The sequence below is a fragment of the Fischerella muscicola PCC 7414 genome, assembly GCF_000317205.1.
In the GTDB taxonomy this organism is placed as follows: Bacteria; Cyanobacteriota; Cyanobacteriia; order Cyanobacteriales; family Nostocaceae; genus Fischerella; species Fischerella muscicola.
This window is the reverse complement of the sequence record NZ_AJLK01000086.1, coordinates 11,950-28,371: the sequence shown is the minus strand read 5'-3', so window position 1 is coordinate 28,371 and position 16,422 is coordinate 11,950. Positions and strand designations below refer to the sequence as shown.

At 40.9% G+C, this 16,422-nt stretch carries 18 protein-coding genes; 7 read left to right on the top strand and 11 right to left on the bottom strand.

Annotated features, from left to right (window positions below):
• Positions 1 to 168: 168 nt before the first annotated feature.
• Genes UYI_RS0112775 through ndhC form a run of 3 tightly spaced genes read right to left on the bottom strand, consistent with a single transcriptional unit; the run spans position 169 to position 1,788 of the window.
• A complete protein-coding gene (locus UYI_RS0112775) occupies positions 169 to 696 on the bottom strand; it encodes an NAD(P)H-quinone oxidoreductase subunit J (protein WP_016867053.1) in 528 nt (175 codons plus the stop codon).
• Positions 689 to 1,435 (bottom strand): NADH dehydrogenase subunit K, encoded by a 747-nt coding sequence (locus UYI_RS0112770; RefSeq protein ID WP_016867052.1) that lies wholly within the window; start codon positions 1,433 to 1,435, stop codon positions 689 to 691. The genes UYI_RS0112775 and UYI_RS0112770 overlap by 8 nt, the downstream gene beginning before the upstream one ends.
• Positions 1,426 to 1,788, bottom strand: coding sequence for a photosynthetic/respiratory NAD(P)H-quinone oxidoreductase subunit C (ndhC, locus tag UYI_RS0112765; protein ID WP_009460047.1), 363 nt, complete (start codon positions 1,786 to 1,788; stop codon positions 1,426 to 1,428). The genes UYI_RS0112770 and ndhC overlap by 10 nt, the downstream gene beginning before the upstream one ends.
• 193 nt (positions 1,789 to 1,981) lie before the next feature.
• Between ndhC and UYI_RS0112760 the strand changes: the two genes are divergently transcribed.
• The 6 genes from UYI_RS0112760 (at position 1,982) to UYI_RS0112745 (ending at position 4,454) form a co-directional block, all read left to right on the top strand.
• Positions 1,982 to 2,317, top strand: a complete 336-nt coding sequence (locus UYI_RS0112760) for a rubredoxin (protein WP_016867051.1) — start codon at positions 1,982 to 1,984, stop codon at positions 2,315 to 2,317.
• 124 nt (positions 2,318 to 2,441) lie between these two features.
• Positions 2,442 to 3,464, top strand: a complete 1,023-nt coding sequence (locus tag UYI_RS0112755) for a photosynthesis system II assembly factor Ycf48 (protein WP_026085926.1) — start codon at positions 2,442 to 2,444, stop codon at positions 3,462 to 3,464.
• Between the two features lie 242 nt (positions 3,465 to 3,706).
• On the top strand, positions 3,707 to 3,955 hold the full coding sequence (gene psbE, locus UYI_RS0112750; protein ID WP_016867049.1) for a cytochrome b559 subunit alpha: 249 nt from the start codon (positions 3,707 to 3,709) through the stop codon (positions 3,953 to 3,955).
• Positions 3,956 to 3,964: 9 nt separating this feature from the next.
• Positions 3,965 to 4,096 (top strand): cytochrome b559 subunit beta, encoded by a 132-nt coding sequence (gene psbF / locus UYI_RS32520; RefSeq protein WP_009460051.1) that lies wholly within the window; start codon positions 3,965 to 3,967, stop codon positions 4,094 to 4,096.
• Positions 4,097 to 4,105: 9 nt separating this feature from the next.
• Positions 4,106 to 4,225 carry a photosystem II reaction center protein L gene (locus UYI_RS34810; protein ID WP_015209609.1) on the top strand — a complete coding sequence of 40 codons (120 nt, stop codon included), beginning with the start codon at positions 4,106 to 4,108 and terminating at the stop codon, positions 4,223 to 4,225.
• A gap of 109 nt (positions 4,226 to 4,334) precedes the next feature.
• Complete coding sequence (locus UYI_RS0112745; protein ID WP_016861092.1) at positions 4,335 to 4,454, top strand: photosystem II reaction center protein J; 120 nt, start codon at positions 4,335 to 4,337, stop codon at positions 4,452 to 4,454.
• 346 nt (positions 4,455 to 4,800) lie between these two features.
• On the opposite strand, the gene UYI_RS38025 is transcribed toward UYI_RS0112745, so the two are convergent.
• Both UYI_RS38025 and UYI_RS0112740 read right to left on the bottom strand, forming a co-directional pair.
• On the bottom strand, positions 4,801 to 4,932 hold the full coding sequence (locus tag UYI_RS38025; RefSeq protein ID WP_071588834.1) for a photosystem I reaction center subunit VIII: 132 nt from the start codon (positions 4,930 to 4,932) through the stop codon (positions 4,801 to 4,803).
• A 191-nt stretch (positions 4,933 to 5,123) separates the two neighbouring features.
• The gene (locus UYI_RS0112740) at positions 5,124 to 7,553 is read right to left on the bottom strand and encodes a hypothetical protein (protein WP_016867048.1); all 2,430 of its coding nucleotides are present in this window, start codon (positions 7,551 to 7,553) and stop codon (positions 5,124 to 5,126) included.
• A 274-nt stretch (positions 7,554 to 7,827) separates the two neighbouring features.
• Here UYI_RS0112740 and UYI_RS34120 point away from each other — a divergent pair, with 274 nt between their 5' ends.
• Positions 7,828 to 8,913, top strand: coding sequence for a type IV pilin-like G/H family protein (locus UYI_RS34120; protein WP_016867047.1), 1,086 nt, complete (start codon positions 7,828 to 7,830; stop codon positions 8,911 to 8,913).
• 87 nt (positions 8,914 to 9,000) lie between these two features.
• Here UYI_RS34120 and UYI_RS0112725 read toward each other — a convergent pair whose 3' ends face one another.
• The 6 genes from UYI_RS0112725 to UYI_RS0112705 all read right to left on the bottom strand — a co-directional run bounded on the left by UYI_RS0112725 (position 9,001) and on the right by UYI_RS0112705 (position 16,398).
• Complete coding sequence (locus UYI_RS0112725; protein ID WP_016867046.1) at positions 9,001 to 10,260, bottom strand: FAD-dependent hydroxylase; 1,260 nt, start codon at positions 10,258 to 10,260, stop codon at positions 9,001 to 9,003.
• 22 nt (positions 10,261 to 10,282) lie between these two features.
• On the bottom strand, positions 10,283 to 10,471 hold the full coding sequence (locus UYI_RS36775; protein WP_157226333.1) for a hypothetical protein: 189 nt from the start codon (positions 10,469 to 10,471) through the stop codon (positions 10,283 to 10,285).
• A 266-nt stretch (positions 10,472 to 10,737) separates the two neighbouring features.
• Entirely contained in the window at positions 10,738 to 11,493 is a 756-nt protein-coding gene (locus tag UYI_RS0112720; protein WP_016867045.1) for a YebC/PmpR family DNA-binding transcriptional regulator, read from the bottom strand.
• A gap of 183 nt (positions 11,494 to 11,676) precedes the next feature.
• Positions 11,677 to 15,165 carry a CHAT domain-containing protein gene (locus tag UYI_RS32505; RefSeq protein ID WP_016867044.1) on the bottom strand — a complete coding sequence of 1,163 codons (3,489 nt, stop codon included), beginning with the start codon at positions 15,163 to 15,165 and terminating at the stop codon, positions 11,677 to 11,679.
• Between the two features lie 15 nt (positions 15,166 to 15,180).
• Positions 15,181 to 15,645: a hypothetical protein gene (locus UYI_RS0112710; protein ID WP_016867043.1), complete on the bottom strand. Its 465-nt coding sequence runs from the start codon at positions 15,643 to 15,645 to the stop codon at positions 15,181 to 15,183.
• A 51-nt stretch (positions 15,646 to 15,696) separates the two neighbouring features.
• Positions 15,697 to 16,398 (bottom strand): hypothetical protein, encoded by a 702-nt coding sequence (locus tag UYI_RS0112705; protein WP_016867042.1) that lies wholly within the window; start codon positions 16,396 to 16,398, stop codon positions 15,697 to 15,699.
• Positions 16,399 to 16,422 lie beyond the last annotated feature (24 nt).

The following is a 16,422-nucleotide window of genomic DNA, read 5'->3' as shown; positions in this document are numbered from 1 at the left end:
AAAGATTTTGTATTCCAGAACGGTATTTAGCACGTTTTGTCTCTCAAATGGAAATAGTTTTAGACCTTTACAGCCAAGAGTATTTTCTGCCCCCTGCTTCCTGAAAAAAAACCACCCCCCTCTCCAGCTACGGAGAAGGGGGTCAACAGCATGAGATGCTATTCACTACTAATAAGCGTCTTGCAACTCGTAAAAATCAGGCGAAACGTAATCCTTACGCAAGGGCCAACCTACCCAATCTTCCGGCATTAAAATTCGCTTCAAGTTCGGGTGTCCTTCATAAACAATCCCGAACATATCGTAAGACTCGCGCTCTTGCCAGTCAGCTGTCTTCCAAATCCAGTAAACTGAAGGTACTCTCGGATTTTCTCGTGGCAAGAAAACTTTGATACGTACTTCCTCTGGTTTATCAGTATTATCACTGAGTTTTATCAAGTGATAGACACTGACCAATTCCTGTCCAGGGCCTAAATCAATCCCACCTTGAAACTGGAGATAATTAAACCCGTAGGCATACAAAGCAGTGCAAGTTGGCAGCAAGAAATCTGCCTCTACCTTGATAATTTCTACACCATTGACATCAGGTTGTAAAGGTTCGTTGGCAAAGCCGTTTTCCGTCAACCACTGGGAAACTTTACCTGCTGCGATAACTGGAGATTGTTCCTGCGCTGGTACTGGTTTTGATTCTTCAGCCACGGTTTACCTCCTCCTTTTTCTCTGTCAACAAAGCAGGTGGTACGGGCATACCGATCGCTTCGCTCAATTCCTTCGGTGGTGCAACACGAGTATCAGAGAGCAAATACTCACCAGTGTGGATTTGTGAGACTGATTTCATGCTGTGAGTCGTACTGTAGTAGCGGTGGGTTTGCTTAATGACGCCCCGCTCTTGCATGGAATCATTAGCGATTTTCTTCCGTAACTTAATAATTGCATCGATAATCGCTTCTGGGCGTGGTGGACAACCAGGTAAGTACACATCCACCGGAATCAGTTTATCAACTCCACGTACTGCTGTCGGGGAATCGACGCTGAACATCCCGCCAGTAATCGTACAAGCCCCCATGGCAATTACGTACTTTGGTTCTGGCATTTGTTCATACAGACGCACCAGTTGGGGAGCCATCTTCATCGTGATTGTCCCGGCTGTAATAATTAAATCAGCTTGCCGGGGACTAGAACGAGGGATCAGCCCAAAGCGATCAAAGTCAAAGCGAGAACCAATCAATGCTGCAAATTCAATAAAGCAGCAAGCTGTACCAAACAATAAAGGCCAAAGACTAGAAAGACGCGCCCAGTTGTAGAGGTCATCAACCGTAGTTAAAATGACGTTTTCCGACAGTTCTTGAGTCACTGTCGCACGCCCAATCGGGTTGAGAATACGCTCTTTTTGCAGCTGTTCCAAATCTTTGGCTGTTAAGTTAGCATCTAAGACCATTCCAAGGCTCCTTTACGCCATGCGTAAACTAAAGCAACTACAAGAATTGCAATGAAGATAAGCGCTTCTATAAATGCCAGTAGCCCTAGACGGTGGAAAGCAACTGCCCAAGGATACAAAAACACCGTCTCTACGTCAAATACTACAAACACTAGCGCAAACATGTAATAGCGAATATTGAACTGAATCCAAGCTCCACCAATCGGTTCCATGCCGGATTCGTAAGTGGTGCGCCGTTCTGGGTTGCGCCCACTGGGTCGCAGTAACTTAGATGCCGCTAGAGCTAAGGCAGGCACTAAGCTACAGATGATCAAGAAGCCTAGAAGGTACTCGTAACCGCTGAGGACAAACACAATGAATATCTACTGTTATAGGTGGAAATAACCTGTTACTTTCTTTTACATTATATATTTTTAGTATTTCTGAGTTTTGGAAAACAGACTCAGAGTTTATTTGATTCGTTTTTGCTTGTTATAGAAAAACCTAACACTTATGTCATAATTTTTAACGTATATTTAAGCTTTGACCCTCACCCATGCCACAGCCATGAGCGAACAAGCTGTTGAAAATCCGCTTTTAGACCGCTATGAGTGTCGTGCCTGCGGTTATGTTTACGAACCTACCAAAGGGGACGAAAAACATGACATTGCCCCAGGCACACCTTTTGCAGAACTGCCGCTAACTTGGCGTTGTCCGGTTTGTAGTGCCAAGAAGAACGCTTTTACCAATGTCGGCCCTGCGGGTAAAGCTTCTGGCTTTCAAGAAAATCTCGGTTATGGTTTCGGTGTCAATAACTTGACCCCCACTCAAAAAAGTATTCTGATTTTTGGTGGTTTAGCTCTTGCTGTCTTGTTTTTCCTCAGTCTTTATGGCTTAAAATAGGACGCGTTTTTAAGATGGGGGCAATGCCTAAAGGTAGACCCTCACCTTTTTGTAGGGGAAACACTTGCTGTCTCCCCTCACTCAGTAAACATAAACTAAATTTACAAAAAACTAATAAATACAAATGCGTTCAAGAATGAAAATTTGGCACAAACTAATTGCCCTATTTGCAGTTGTTCTAATATGTGTCGGTTGTAGTAAGGTTCCTTCTACAAGTTACAACCCTTGGGAGGTCATTTCTGTAGACACAGATGCCAAATTGTTGGACATTGCTTTTACTGGGAATCCCCGGCATGGTTTCTTGGTAGGTAGTAACGCTACTCTTTTGGAAACTAAAGACGGTGGTGAAACTTGGCAACCAATCAAACTGCAATTAGATGAGGGCAAGTACCGCTTTAACTCTGTCAGTTTTAAAGGGCAAGAAGGCTGGATTGTTGGTGAACCTGCTTTGTTGCTGCATAGTACTGATGAAGGGAAATCGTGGTTGCGAATTCCTTTAAGTGAAAAGTTACCTGGGAATCCGATTAGTATTATTGCCCAAGGAAGTAATTCAGCAGAAATGGCAACCGATGTGGGGGCAATATACAAAACTACAGACGGTGGTCAAAATTGGAAAGCCCAAGTAGAAGAAGCTGTTGGTGTGGTTCGCAATCTGGAACGATCTGCCGACGGTAAATATGTTGCTGTTTCCGCCAAAGGAAATTTCTACTCGACTTGGGAACCTGGACAAAATGCATGGGTTCCTCACAACCGCAACAGTTCCCGACGGGTAGAGAATATGGGCTTTAGTGAAAATGGGCAGTTGTGGATGCTAGCGCGGGGAGGTCAGATACAGTTTAGCGAAACTGCTGATGCTGAGAAATGGCTAGAGGCACAAAATCCAGAACTAGCTACTAGTTGGGGCTTGCTTGATTTGGCCTATCGCACACCAGATGAAATTTGGGTTAGTGGTGGTAGCGGTAATTTGTTACGCAGTCCTGATGGTGGTAAAACCTGGGAAAAAGACCGGGATGTGGAAGGAATTCCTGCTAATTTTTATAAGATTGTTTTCTTTTCACCTGAGCAGGGATTTGTAATAGGCGATCGCGGTTATTTACTAAAGTATCAACCAGATATCGCAACTGCTTCTAAATCTGATGCTGTTTAGTGTAACAAAACTTTACGAATTCATTGCTTAATTTCTGAGAAAGAAGTTGCAAGATGTAACTCTTTCTTAACTTTATAGGATAATGAATTCATGTAAAAAATCTAAATAGACACGAACCCAATCGGGCGAGTGTGTAGTAGTCCCGTCTGGGGGCAAACATCCAGAATCAGATGTAGTGTACTTAGGTAAAACTAAGAAGTCTACGCGTTAAAACATCTTTGAAAAGACAGGTAGGAATCTAAATGTCAGGAAGTACTGGAGAACGTCCGTTTTCGGATATTATTACCAGCGTTCGCTATTGGGTAATTCATAGTATTACCATTCCAGCATTATTTATTGCAGGTTGGTTATTCGTCAGCACTGGTTTGGCATACGATGTGTTTGGCACACCTCGCCCCAACGAGTATTATCCACAACCACGGCAAGAATTGCCGATTGTGAATAATCGTTATGAAGCAAAACAACAAGTTGAAGAATTTACTGGCAAGTAGTTTGAAATTATGAATACAACCGATAATCAACCCATACAATACCCAATTTTTACCGTCAGATGGCTGGCAGTTCACACCCTAGCTGTGCCTACTGTTTTCTTTTTGGGCGCGATCGCCGCAATGCAGTTTATTCAACGCTAGGAGAAAATCATGGAAAGAAGCCCCAATCCTAACAATCAACCGGTAGAACTTAACCGGACTTCACTTTACCTGGGACTCCTACTGGTTTTTGTTCTAGGGATTCTGTTTTCCAGTTACTTCTTTAACTAACTGGAACAGTTACTATTTGATTCAGTGAACAGTTATCTAAAGATATGAAACTGATGGCTGATAACTGATAATAATCTGTGTTGATTTTGTGTTTAGGGAGGAGAAAACAGTGTCTGGAAGTGGGAGAATTCCTCTGTGGATTGTTGCTACAATCGCAGGATTAGGTGTTATTACTGTTGTAGGTATTTTCTTCTATGGAGCCTACGCTGGACTAGGTTCTTCTGTCTAAATTTGACATGAGCCTAATACCAAAAGTCGGACTTTTCTAACAATTTGTTTAGAAATCAGCATTAAAAAACCGCCCGTCTCCAAGAGATAGGCGGTATTAATTTTGTTAGTAGTTAGTGGTTAGTAGTTAGTAGTTAATTGTTTAGAGACTATTTATAAAGTAAATCTTAACTTTGTAGGGTGCGTTAAAGCGCAGTGCAACGCACCGAAATGAACAGTGCGTTACGGCAAAAAATATTCTTTTCGCTATCTTTTTGTATCCTCATGCCGTAACACACCCTACTAGCATGACTTAATATTTTGTTTATAAATAGCCTCTTACCACTAATTAATAACCAATAACTAATTTAGACAATATCCTCGCGTTCAATGTAGATCAGCAAAAACGAGAATACGACAATTGGTACAATCCAACCAATACTGTAGACGAGAATTGGAGACAAAAAAGAAGCAGGGTATGAAGCCAAAAGTGAAACCATAGTAAAGATTCCTTTTAAAGCACACTACAATTCAAAATGAGCTTACTGCAATTCTTCGCCTAAATTTGTAAATTCTAAAGATTTTTAACACACAAAAGCTAATTATTGGTGAGAGTCAATTGTCAATTGTCATTGGTCATTTCCCTTGTCCTCCTTGTCTCCCCATCACCCCACACTCCCCACTTTGCCTTCTAAATACCCAACAGTTCATCTAGTTGCAAAGTTGGTAAATCTTCTGGAATCACAGTTCTAACTACAGTGGCTTTGTGGCTTTCTTGTTGGTTGGCTGTGTCTACAGCGATCGCTTCTATGCGAACTTCTAAACAACCTGGAGGAATATGGATTTGAGTAGTCACCTCTAATCCTGAGGCTGTGGGTAGTAAATTGGTAAGTAAACATGGCCCGTCCAGTATCCAGCGTGTTTGGCAATCTTCAACCCATAGTTTGATAGCAGTCTTAGGGCGTACACAATCTAACTCCACACGTACTCTCACAAATTTCCCACAGATGAGTTCGCCTTCTGGTACATATAGTTGGGGAGTCGGCAATGGTTCAGTCATTGCGGGTGCGATCGCCACAGAAATTTCTTCTGGCTGTAAGGAACTACCAAATTCTTCTTGTGCATCGGTGTCATCTACGACAATTTCTTTGGCTAACCAAGCTGGTTTTTTAAATTGTCGGATTGGTAATAGAGGAGGTGGGGGAGGAAGGGGGAGTGGGGAAGAAGGGGTGGTGGGGAGGTGGGGTGATGGGGTGATAGGGTGATGGGGTGGTGGGGAAAGTGGGGAAGAAGGGGTAGTTTCTTGTTCTTGTGTTGCTTCTAATTCTGTGTTTAATTCTGGAGTTTCAGTATCAACGGGGGACATAGATTGTTGTTGTGATATCTCTTCGTGAGTGGGTGAAGAGGTATCGTAGTCCTCATACTCAACATCGATAGGTTCGGGCAAAGAGTAGCCATGACTGTGCATCCACTTCCTAATCAAAGGCGACATGTTGGAAGTTTCTACTGTTAACAATTCTGAACTGCGTTGAACAACTACTGCTACAGAGTCATTAAAAGAATCATCTGGATATTGTTTATCTTCATTTGTTACTAGTTGAGGCTGATCGCCTTCTGGAAGTAAAGGCGGTTCTGGTGTTTCTGGTATATTGCTTGTGATATTTTCGCGATCGCCTGGTAAGCTTTTGATGCGTCTCAAGAATGGAAAAATAGTATTATTCCTGCCTCTGTGCTTGACAATGGCAAAAGAAATGTTTTTGGGCAATGACTGCAACTGTGTGGGAGTTGCACAAGCAAGGACAATAGCAGTAGTATCCATAGTTGCCATTTGCTCATCTTGAGCAACAGGATCTGCTTTTTCCCAAGACTCTATTGGTGTTGGGAGTTCACAAATAGCAGCGACAGGAGTTTGCTTTTGGGGCAGCTTGGGCAGTTGTGGTGAACGGAGATTAGCTGATTTCTGAGATTGTGTAACTAATGGTGGTAGAATGTTTGCAGTAGACTGGGTAAATGAAGATTGAGCTATTTTTTTAGATTTAACAATATTAAAAAGTTCCAAATTCAGCTTTACAGATGGTTCTGGTGTGACATCGCTTGGTGGTATTAGTGCTGGTTCTGGTTCACTGGCTGCTGGAGTACTTGTTGTCAGTAATTGGGTAATATCGGCTGTAATTGTGAAAGATTGGCTAGCTAACAGTGTAGTTTCACCAGCAGGGGCGAGTTTACCATGCAAACTAATCTCACCCAAAATTAGTTTTGATTCACATTCAGTAGGAATTTCGATTGAAGATTTGATCGAAAATGGCAATAACTTTTCTGGTAAGGGTTGGCATGTCTGGGCTAATATTTCTAAGCTTTGAGGCGATCGCAATTCAAGGCGTAGTTCTCCAGTCACTAATTTTTGGAGAGTGGATGTTTCTGGAGACTGCACACACCCATCAATACTGAGAATTTGTCCCCAACGGGCGATATAGGTTTCTTGTTCTAAACTCAGCAGCAGTGGCAGTTGTAGGATGACTGGAGGAGAATCCTCTACAACTTCATCTTCTGTAAAAGGTTCACAAGCAGGTAAAGCTAACTCTACTAAATGTTGTAATATTTGCTCTGCTGTCTGGCCTTGTAGCCAAACTGGACTGACAGGCTGATTAATAATTGCATCTTCATCGTCAATTGTAGTGGTTTCGACGATTGTGGAGATTTCTTCGTATTCACTCTCCTCATCTTCTAATTTGCCCATCACCCCAGGCAAAACTTGCAGTTGCAAACTACGCTGCCAGGGCTTACCGAAAAGATCCGACATCAAATCGCCAGAACATTGTAACTCCCAAAGCCCAGGCTGGAGGTAAGTGAAAGAAATTACCGCCATTAAGCCTTCAGCATTAGTACGACGCGATCGCTTATAAACACGCCGCTTTGGTGGTACTTCCAGAGTTGAGTAGTGAGTTACCCGTACTTCCACATCAATATTAGCAAGGTTGGAGCGAGCTACAACTCTATACCTACCTTCCGATATTTCTACATTTGGCGATTCTAGGGTGTGCCACGAGCGATCGCCCTGTTTCTGTATCAGAAATTGCCAGTGTTCCATTGTCAGAGATGCCGAGAACGCAGAGCCACGCATGTAATCATAGCTTTAGTTTGTTTGCCAGTTTACACGATTATGAGGAGATATCCACATGTTCTGGTTGTGGGTGGAGAAAGTAGAAAAACACTGCTGCATGTTTTGTTTGTAATATCTATAAGAGATTATCTAGACTAAAATACCATCAGTGAATCTGCCGTGCTGTTTAATTCTAAAATTAGTTTTTATAAGTATAATTGCGGTTAATGATAGCTGCTGAGAATGACTATGCTGTTGGTTGCAAGTCGTCTACTAACGCTTAGTATTATCAGTTATGACACAGCAAAATTTTTTAGAACTTGCTAAACAGGGTGATGCACAAGCGATCGCATTCTTGATTAACAAACAACTAAAACCCAAAGGTATTACAGCAAAAGTAGCCTTAAAGGATAATTGCTTACAGGTAATGCTGGAATCACCTCAATTACAAAACGAGAAGGCTTTGGTTGATTTGATCCGTAAAGGAATAACTAACTTAGGTACTAAATCTATTGAACGAGTTAAGGTTTATGGACGGCAAACTGGAGAAGATTTTCCAACGTGGAGCCAAGATTTTTCTATTGGTAATTTAGCTGAATATGAAGAATTGGAAAGTAATATTATTAGTTCACAAGCCAAGACTGTTACTTTATCAAATTTCTCAATTTTTAATACTTCAGCAGATGTAGCTTCTCGAGTTCAATTTGATAGTAAAGCTTCGTGTCCTCGTACTTATTTAGTACCGTCTATTTTAGTCACTTTATTTGCCTTTTTACCTGTTGGAGTAGCTGCTATCATTTTTGCTACTCAAGTTGAGGGTAAATATAATCAAGGTGATTATGACGGTGCAAAATCTACTTCCAATACAGCTAAAATCCTATGTCTAGTGAGCGCTGGTATTGCAGCACCATTTTACTTGTTATTTATCTTATTAATTTTTGGAGCAATTTTATTACCATCTACGACAAATCAACTAAGTAAAGCCAAACAATCAGAAGCAAAACAGAATATTGGGGCTATTAATCGAGCGCAACAAGCTTTCTACCTAGAAAATACTATAGATAGCAGTAATGGAAATTTTTCTTCTACTTTATCAGATTTAGGAATAGGAATTCGTCCTGAAACCCAAAACTATATTTATGAAATAAATGTAGATGATACTAAAGCGATCGCAACAGCCACAGCAAAAACAAGTGGTATCAAAAGTTATGTAGGAGCAGTATATAAAATCAAAACTGAAGTATTGAGTGTAGATGAGACATTGACAATTGCAAAACTTTGTGAAAGCAATCAGCCATCAACAACACCGCCAGGAATACCTGAATTGATGGGCAAAGAAATTATTTGTGCAGCTGGTTCTTCCGATCCTTCTCTTAAATAGTTTAGGTTAATACATTTTCCAAAAAATAACTATAAATTTTTCTTGGCTAGTAGCAAGCACAAAGCGTGCTTACTACAATGAGAAATTTCAACGTCGTGCTAATTCAGGAGTGCGCCCTTTCAAACCAATCATCAATTTGAGAGTATATATTTTCAGGATTGGTACTCGCTGCATTACCCATAAACCTAAGCGACGAACTACCATTACAGGCAAGAATGTATTAGAAAACATCCTGTCTAACAAATCAGTAAAACCTAAAATAGTCAGGTTTTCTCGTTTCCGCCAACGTTCGTAGCGTTTGAGTATTTTAATATCGCCAATATCTTCCCCAGCTTGATGTGCTTTTTGGATTACCTGTGCTAAAGCTGCTGCATCGCGGATACCCAAATTTAAACCTTGTCCGCCGACGGGATGACAGTTGTGTGCTGCATCACCTACCAAAGCGAGTCGGTGTTTGACATAGCGATCGCTTTGCATGAGTTGCACCTGAAAAATAAAGCGATCGCCCAGCAATTCCAACTTACCCATCTGATTCCCAAAACGACGAGTTAACTCTTTTAAAAATTCCTCATCATCCAAACCACACAAGGCTTTTGCTTCTTCATGGGGAGCAGTCCAGACAATGCGACAGCGATTTCCCGGCAAAGGTAAAATTGCAAATGGGCCGCTAGACCAAAATTTTTCGTAGGCAGTATGATTGTGTGGTTTCTCTGGTTTGACAAATGCCACAATACAAGACTGCCAGTATTTCCAACCATGAGTTTTAATGCCAGCAGCTTGGCGAATTGGCGATCGCGAACCATCAGCAGCTACTAATAATTTGCTGCGGACTGTCCGCATTTCCCCTGCTACTTTGATATCTATTGTGACAATATCTTGGTGATAACAAGTACTTACCACTTCTGCTGGACATAAATAAGTCACATTCTGACAATCTTTGACAAACTCGCGCAGAGGATACAACAGCGCTTGATGTTCTGCTACATAACCCAAATCTTGCTTGTTGATATCTGCTGTTGTAAATTCCACCACATCTGGGTGATCAGCATCAGAAAGGCGGACGCGACGGTAAACTTCAATTTGAGGTAAGATTTTGTCCCAAACTCCAATACCTTGATATATTAGCGCCGACAGCATGTGTACTGCGTAAGCTTGTCCCTTAGCTACTGCTGCGGATTCTGCTTTTGCTTCTATCAGCAGTACACTTAATCCTGAGTTTTTGAAAGCAGATGCTAGGGTGAGACCGATAATTCCGCCGCCGACAATGACCAAATCATAGTCGTATCCCCGTTTGTCTGTGGCTACCTGGTTGGGGGAAAAAGTTTGTGGAAGCTGTGCTTGCGCCATTGTTAAGACAGATTACAGCATTTTAATTATTATTTTTACGCGATCGCGTCGTGGAGGGCAAGCGGGAGGTGGGGAGGGTGGGGAACTCCGGGGTCCCCACCTCCCCCAAGGGAGTGGGGATTAGGGGCAGTGGGGTGGTGGGGAGATGGGGAGATGGGGAGATGGGGAGGTGGGGAGGTGGGGAGGTGTGAGGGGTGTGAGGAGTAAACAACTAACTACTAACTACTAACTACTAACTACTAACTACTAACCAAATAAAGAAAAAACCCTACTGGTGCATGAGGAACGCAATAGGGTAGAAACTATGTTTATGTGTGTAGAAGAGTAAGGTAAAGTTACTTGTTATTGGTTGTTAATGTTTAGCTATTGGTTGCTTGATACTACCAGTTATTAGCATTTGGTCATCAACAATATCAATATCTCAAACGGATATGACACTGTTGTGTAATTGAGATGAATTTTGTGTTTCAGAATTCACTAAGCCATAACAACCATTAAATTTTCTGGCATTTCAAAGTTAGCCGTGACGTTTTGTACATCATCCAAGCCTTCTAAAGTATCTATTAATTTCAGTAGCGATCGCGCCTGTTCTGTATTATCAATTTCCACGTTATTACTCGGAATCCAACGCAATTCAGCGTCTGTTACCTGAAAATTCTTTTCTTTGAGGGTTTGGTTGAGGTTTTCTAAATTTGCCACCTCAGTAAAAACCTCAGCAGTTTTCTCATCAGTCATTTCGTAAGATTCAGCACCACCTTCTAGGGATGCTTCTAAAAGTTTTTCTTCGTCTTCTACTCCCTCAACAATACAAACGCCTTTTTGGTCAAACATCCAGCTGACGCATCCTGTTTCACCAAGATTACCACCGTTTTTGCTGAAGGCGGCACGTAAGTCAGCTGCGGTACGATTGCGATTGTCTGTCAAGGCTTCAATTAAAATAGCAACGCCTCCGGGCCCATAACCTTCGTAACGAATAGCTTCTAAACTGGAACCATCACCTGTAAAAGTTCCTGCACCTTTAGCGATCGCCCTTTCAATATTTTCGTTGGGAATACCAGCCGCTTTGGCTTTGTCTATTGCTGTTCGCAGTTGAAAGTTACCTGCTGGATCTGGAATACCACTTCTAGCAGCAATAATAATTGCCCGGGAAAGCTGTGTGAATGTCTTACCCTTTTTGGCATCTACTACAGCTTTTTGGCGTTTAATATTTGCCCATTTACTATGTCCTGCCATACTTTACAAGAGTTATCAGTTACCGGTTATCAGTTGTCAGTTTTAATTATCTCTTGGGTTTGAGTTCATGGATAGCAAAAGGCAGCAGCCTTCCCGTTCCCCAAAGGTAGGGTATCTGACGGAGTGCAGAGTACTTTACGAGCCGTGATGCGTAAAGCCCCTGGTTATAAACGGGGGAGTATGTCAACTCAATCCTTGGCAGGCAAAAGCCGCCCAAAAGTGAGGATATGCAAAGGGAAATTTTTCACTACTATTTTTTAGTTTAGTAATCTCAAGCATTACTCCAGCGTACTTTCTATATTCGCGATCGCATTCGAGATATTCAGGTGAATCTACTGGGTATTTTTTTCGCTGATTTCTGGCTTCCTTACGCTTTAATTCTGCCTGTTTGGATATTTCTGTAAATTTCTCTATCAAATACTCTTTTTTGCTTTCACGCAGTTTAATTTGTGCTTGCTGTAGTGCTTCTGGGCGACTTTTCCCCTCTTTTCGCTGCTGGTAGTAAAAGATGGAAAACAGTGCTGTTGCTAAATCATTTACTGACCAAAGAGTACTGACAACGCTTCTTGCCCCTGCACATAAAAAGCCTGTAGAAAGGGTGAGAATATCATCAGTGAGGGAAGGATTACCCAAATTGGTTTCACAGCAGGAAAGAAACACATCAAAGAGGTTTGGTAGACGCCAGCTTGGTGACATCAATTGCCCCAAAGTAATACTGCCATCACCTAATTTTAATTGAGATTCCAGAGGATTATCAAGGCGAGATTGGGCGTGATGACAACTGTGGAGTACCTGGACTTTTTGTGCTAGCTGCTGATAGTTGTGAAGGGTAGCCTGAGTTTTCCCTTTTAAGCGACGTTGATCAGGAATAAGGTGCAAATTAGCGATTTGTTCGCCTTCAAAACTAGCAAAGGGAAGGTCATTAGTTGCATCCTCTACAGTTCCGTATTGTAGAGAATTTGTGTGCAAAGTCTCGAGTTTACCTCGTTGTTGACAAAATTCCAAAATTTGGCAACTAGGGATGTAGCGAATCAGAAATTTGTCACCTAAGTAATTTTCTTCTACAGGTAAAGCTGCAAAAGGAATCTGATGCAACAACAGGTGAGGTACTAAGATAAGTTCTGCAATTCCTTGTAAATGCTGAGATATGAGGTTTGATAGTTGCAGACGCTCACCCAGTTCGCCCAAGATGCTTGTAATTAGAGTTTCCCATGTTTGGCGATCGCTCACATAGGACATCAACCATTTTTCCCGAATCCAAGCTTGTAAATTCTCCTGTCCTTGTCCTTCACAGGTATGGAGGCTAATTTGGTTCTGGCGTAGAACAAAAATATGGGTGTCTTCCTCAGTGCTGTAAAAACTGAGAATAGCAGTGATAGGCTGGTCAATTAACTGTTGCATTGCAGCCAACTTGGGTGGACTGACTTGGATTTCTCCTGCTACTACGGGGTCTAGTTGTCGTAATTTCTCCCAGACTTGCTGTTTTTCGGCTTCTAGGGCAGCGATAATTTCGTTATCTGCTTCTAAGGCAGCACGGTTGCGATTACTGACTCCCGCCAATTCTCGCTCACTACCAAAATTATTTTGAGAACGGAAATTATCAATTTGCTGTTGGAGGCTTTCGTACTGTTGCAAAAACTCTTGGACAACCTGGGGTATTTCGCCACTTTGGTATAGATCCTTACTCGCCATCAAGTCTACTAGGCGTTTGGAACGGGAACGTTCGACGTATTCCAGGGCTTTGTCTATTTGTCCTGCATTGATACAGGCTTGCACCATTTTGTGGTATATATCAATGAATTCTTCTAAAATTTCTTGGCGACGGGTTTCGGAAGTTGCCCAAGTGCGACTAGTTTCTACTGCTGCAATGGCTTGAGCATAGCCAAAGATTGCTTGATGCCAGATTTTTTCTATAAAGGCAATATTACCAAGTAATAGTCCAGCTTCATAGCATTGATCTGGAAACGCATTAGGCGTATATATTTGCAACTGTTCTGTCAAACAGTGGATGGCTTGAGCAATATTCTCTGGGCGATTTCCTTGAATTCTTATTAGGTAAGCCGCAGCGAGATTATGTTGAATGTCTGCCCATCGTTGAGGAAAATTATCGTGCGTGCATATTTGTAATGCTTGTTGGTAGTGGTAGATTGCTTGTTCAATATTTTCGCTTTTCTCTGGTAGGACGACATCATCAAGTGTTTCTACCAAATACCCCAAATTACGAGAGCGTGATGATATCAAGCTACCGCCACTCACAAAAGAACCTTGGGTTATAATGCTTTTAGAATAGGCAATCCCCAGTTCCATGTGAGTCGATATCCACATTTGTGGGTTTTCTTCAGGAGTATATTCTTGTAATGCCTGCTGTAAACAGCCAATAGCCTGTTTCGTATTCTCAGCTATATCACCTTCAAGCCGATCAACGTAAACTGTAGCGAGGTATATTTGAATTTCTGCCCATAGCTCTGGATTTTCTTTGCGGATATTTGCTTGTGATGCCTCTATACAATGTTTAAGAGCTAGTTCGAGGTTTTCAGATTGATCGCCATAAATGCGATCGCGTAAGGCAACGCCTAAATAGCTTTTAGCTTTTGCCCATTGTTGTGGTTCGCCTTCCGGTGTAAAAACTTGTAATGCTTGCGTAAAGCAATTGATCGCTATTTCGATATTTTCTGCTGTATCCCCTCGAATACGACGTAGGTAGGAATTGCCCTGATATTGTTGGATTTTTGCCCACTCTTGAGGATATTCTTCTTGAGTGAATACTTGCAAAGCTTTAGCATAAAAATAGATCGCTTGTTCTAGGTTTTTAGCTCTATCTCCTTCGTGATTAGCGTCGTAAAAATCCCCAAGGTGTCTTTGGATATTTGCCCATTTTTCTGGTTCACACTTTTGAATAAATTCTTGTAAATCATCTGTAAAATTAAAAATGATTTGCTGATGATCCTCTTGTAAATAATTTCCTTGGATAAAAATTTCTTCAAATAAAACAGAAGCAAGATTATGTGAGAGCCAATCTAATTGTTCAGGAAATCTATTATGAGGAAATGCTTGTAATGCTTCTGTTAAATGATGAATGGCTTGTTTAATATTCTCAGAGTGATCGCCTTGGATGCGATCGCTATAAGCAACACCGAGGTCATTTTTAACTTTTAGCCATTCTTGGGGGTAATGATTTTGTGTGTGTATTTCTAATTCTTTGTTAAAACAATTAATAGCTTTTTCAATATTTTCTCCTCGTTCACCTTGGATGCGCTTCATGTAGCAGTTACCAAGATCATGTTGAATGTTTGCCCATATTGTTTTAGGAAAGCAAGGGCTTGTAACAAAAACTAATACAGTTTCATTTCCAGCAATTGAAATCTCTATACAACTAGCTGTGTCTACCTGCCTAAAGTTTTTCAGCAAGTTAATAAATCCTAAAATGGCATCTGCTGTGTTATATGCCTGTTCAAAATCTTCAGATAATTTAACCTTTGCCCAGCGCCGCAAAACTTCTGCAAGGTAATCATTCAGTTTGTCTAAATTAGCTTCTAAGACTGGATAGACAGCTTTTTCAAGATGATTTGGATGTTGTGAAATTATTTTTAATACTTTACGCAGGAAATCTACATAATCTTTGTAATCTTTTTCGCCATGCTTTTGCTTTTTAATACCAAATCCTTTTCCCATATTGATTGAATCAAATTAACTTTCTCCACAAATCTCTGTCAACTTTTCTAACAATTCTTCTGCTAAATCCAACAAGTCAATTTCATCATCATCACTGACATCACGGTAGATGCTACCACTCGTAACGCTACCTACTAACACATTCTTCAACGCAAAAATCCGCTCTTCTTCTTCACCAAAACTCAAACAGTTTTCCAACTCAGTAGCAATTTCTTGTAGCGATTTATCTTTTAACTGCTTTCGGACTTTCACTGCAACTGAATCATTACTTTCCAAAAAGTTAACAACAGATTCTACAAAAGTATTTTCCTCGTCATCTCCCCAAGTTTCTAACCAATCACCATCCACATCTTCACAATACAAATCCGCAGCGGTCAGCCCATACTTAAGTATGTCATCCTGTAATTTGCGTGCTTCTTCTAAATGTCGAAGAAACTCTTCAAATTTGCTTGGGCGGTCATTTTTAACTTCTCTAATCATGATGACCAAATTATTGTGAATATTAATCTAGATAAACGACAGAACTTGTAACTATAAACTGAATTTTAAATATATACTTGATTTGAGGTTATCACTGTTATGTAGTGACAAATTGACTATTTTATTAATAAAATCATTTTTACCAGGATTGTAATTTAAAAATAAACCTCTTTCAATCGCCCAGAAACGCAAAGTATTTTCCCAAGCATCCGATTTTTCTTGAGAATATTTATTAGTGAGGCTAGTAAGTTGAATACACAATGCCTTATCTTGCCTACTACTAACAATTATATCAGTCGCCATTGATAGGTCTGCTATGTAACGCTTGATAACTGTACCGCCACGAATTTCAATACTATTCACCACAGAGTTGAGTAAATTAGCATCTTCCTGACGGAACTCCCCTGCCATTAACTTTTGTCGCCAGATGATAAATTTTGGATCGTTTTCCTTTAACCATTTGGCAAATAACTCTCTAAACCAGTATTTTTCAGTGGCTGTCATTTTTGCATAATAAACTTCTTGCTCCTCTGGGGAAGCTAAAGCTTGAATATCAAGCCAAAGTCGAGAGTCTTTAATAATTTGTTCCAAAAACAGTCTTAAAAATCTTTTAGTGTTACCATTGAGCGAACCAGACTTAACATCTTTAACCCAACGATCTATTTGTTCTAACCTCTTCGCTAAACTTGGGTCTATTGTAGACGCTTCCTTAATCAGAGATTTTAATGTTTGTTTAATATCTTGTGCTTGCAAAAGATACCAACCTTCGACTTAAAT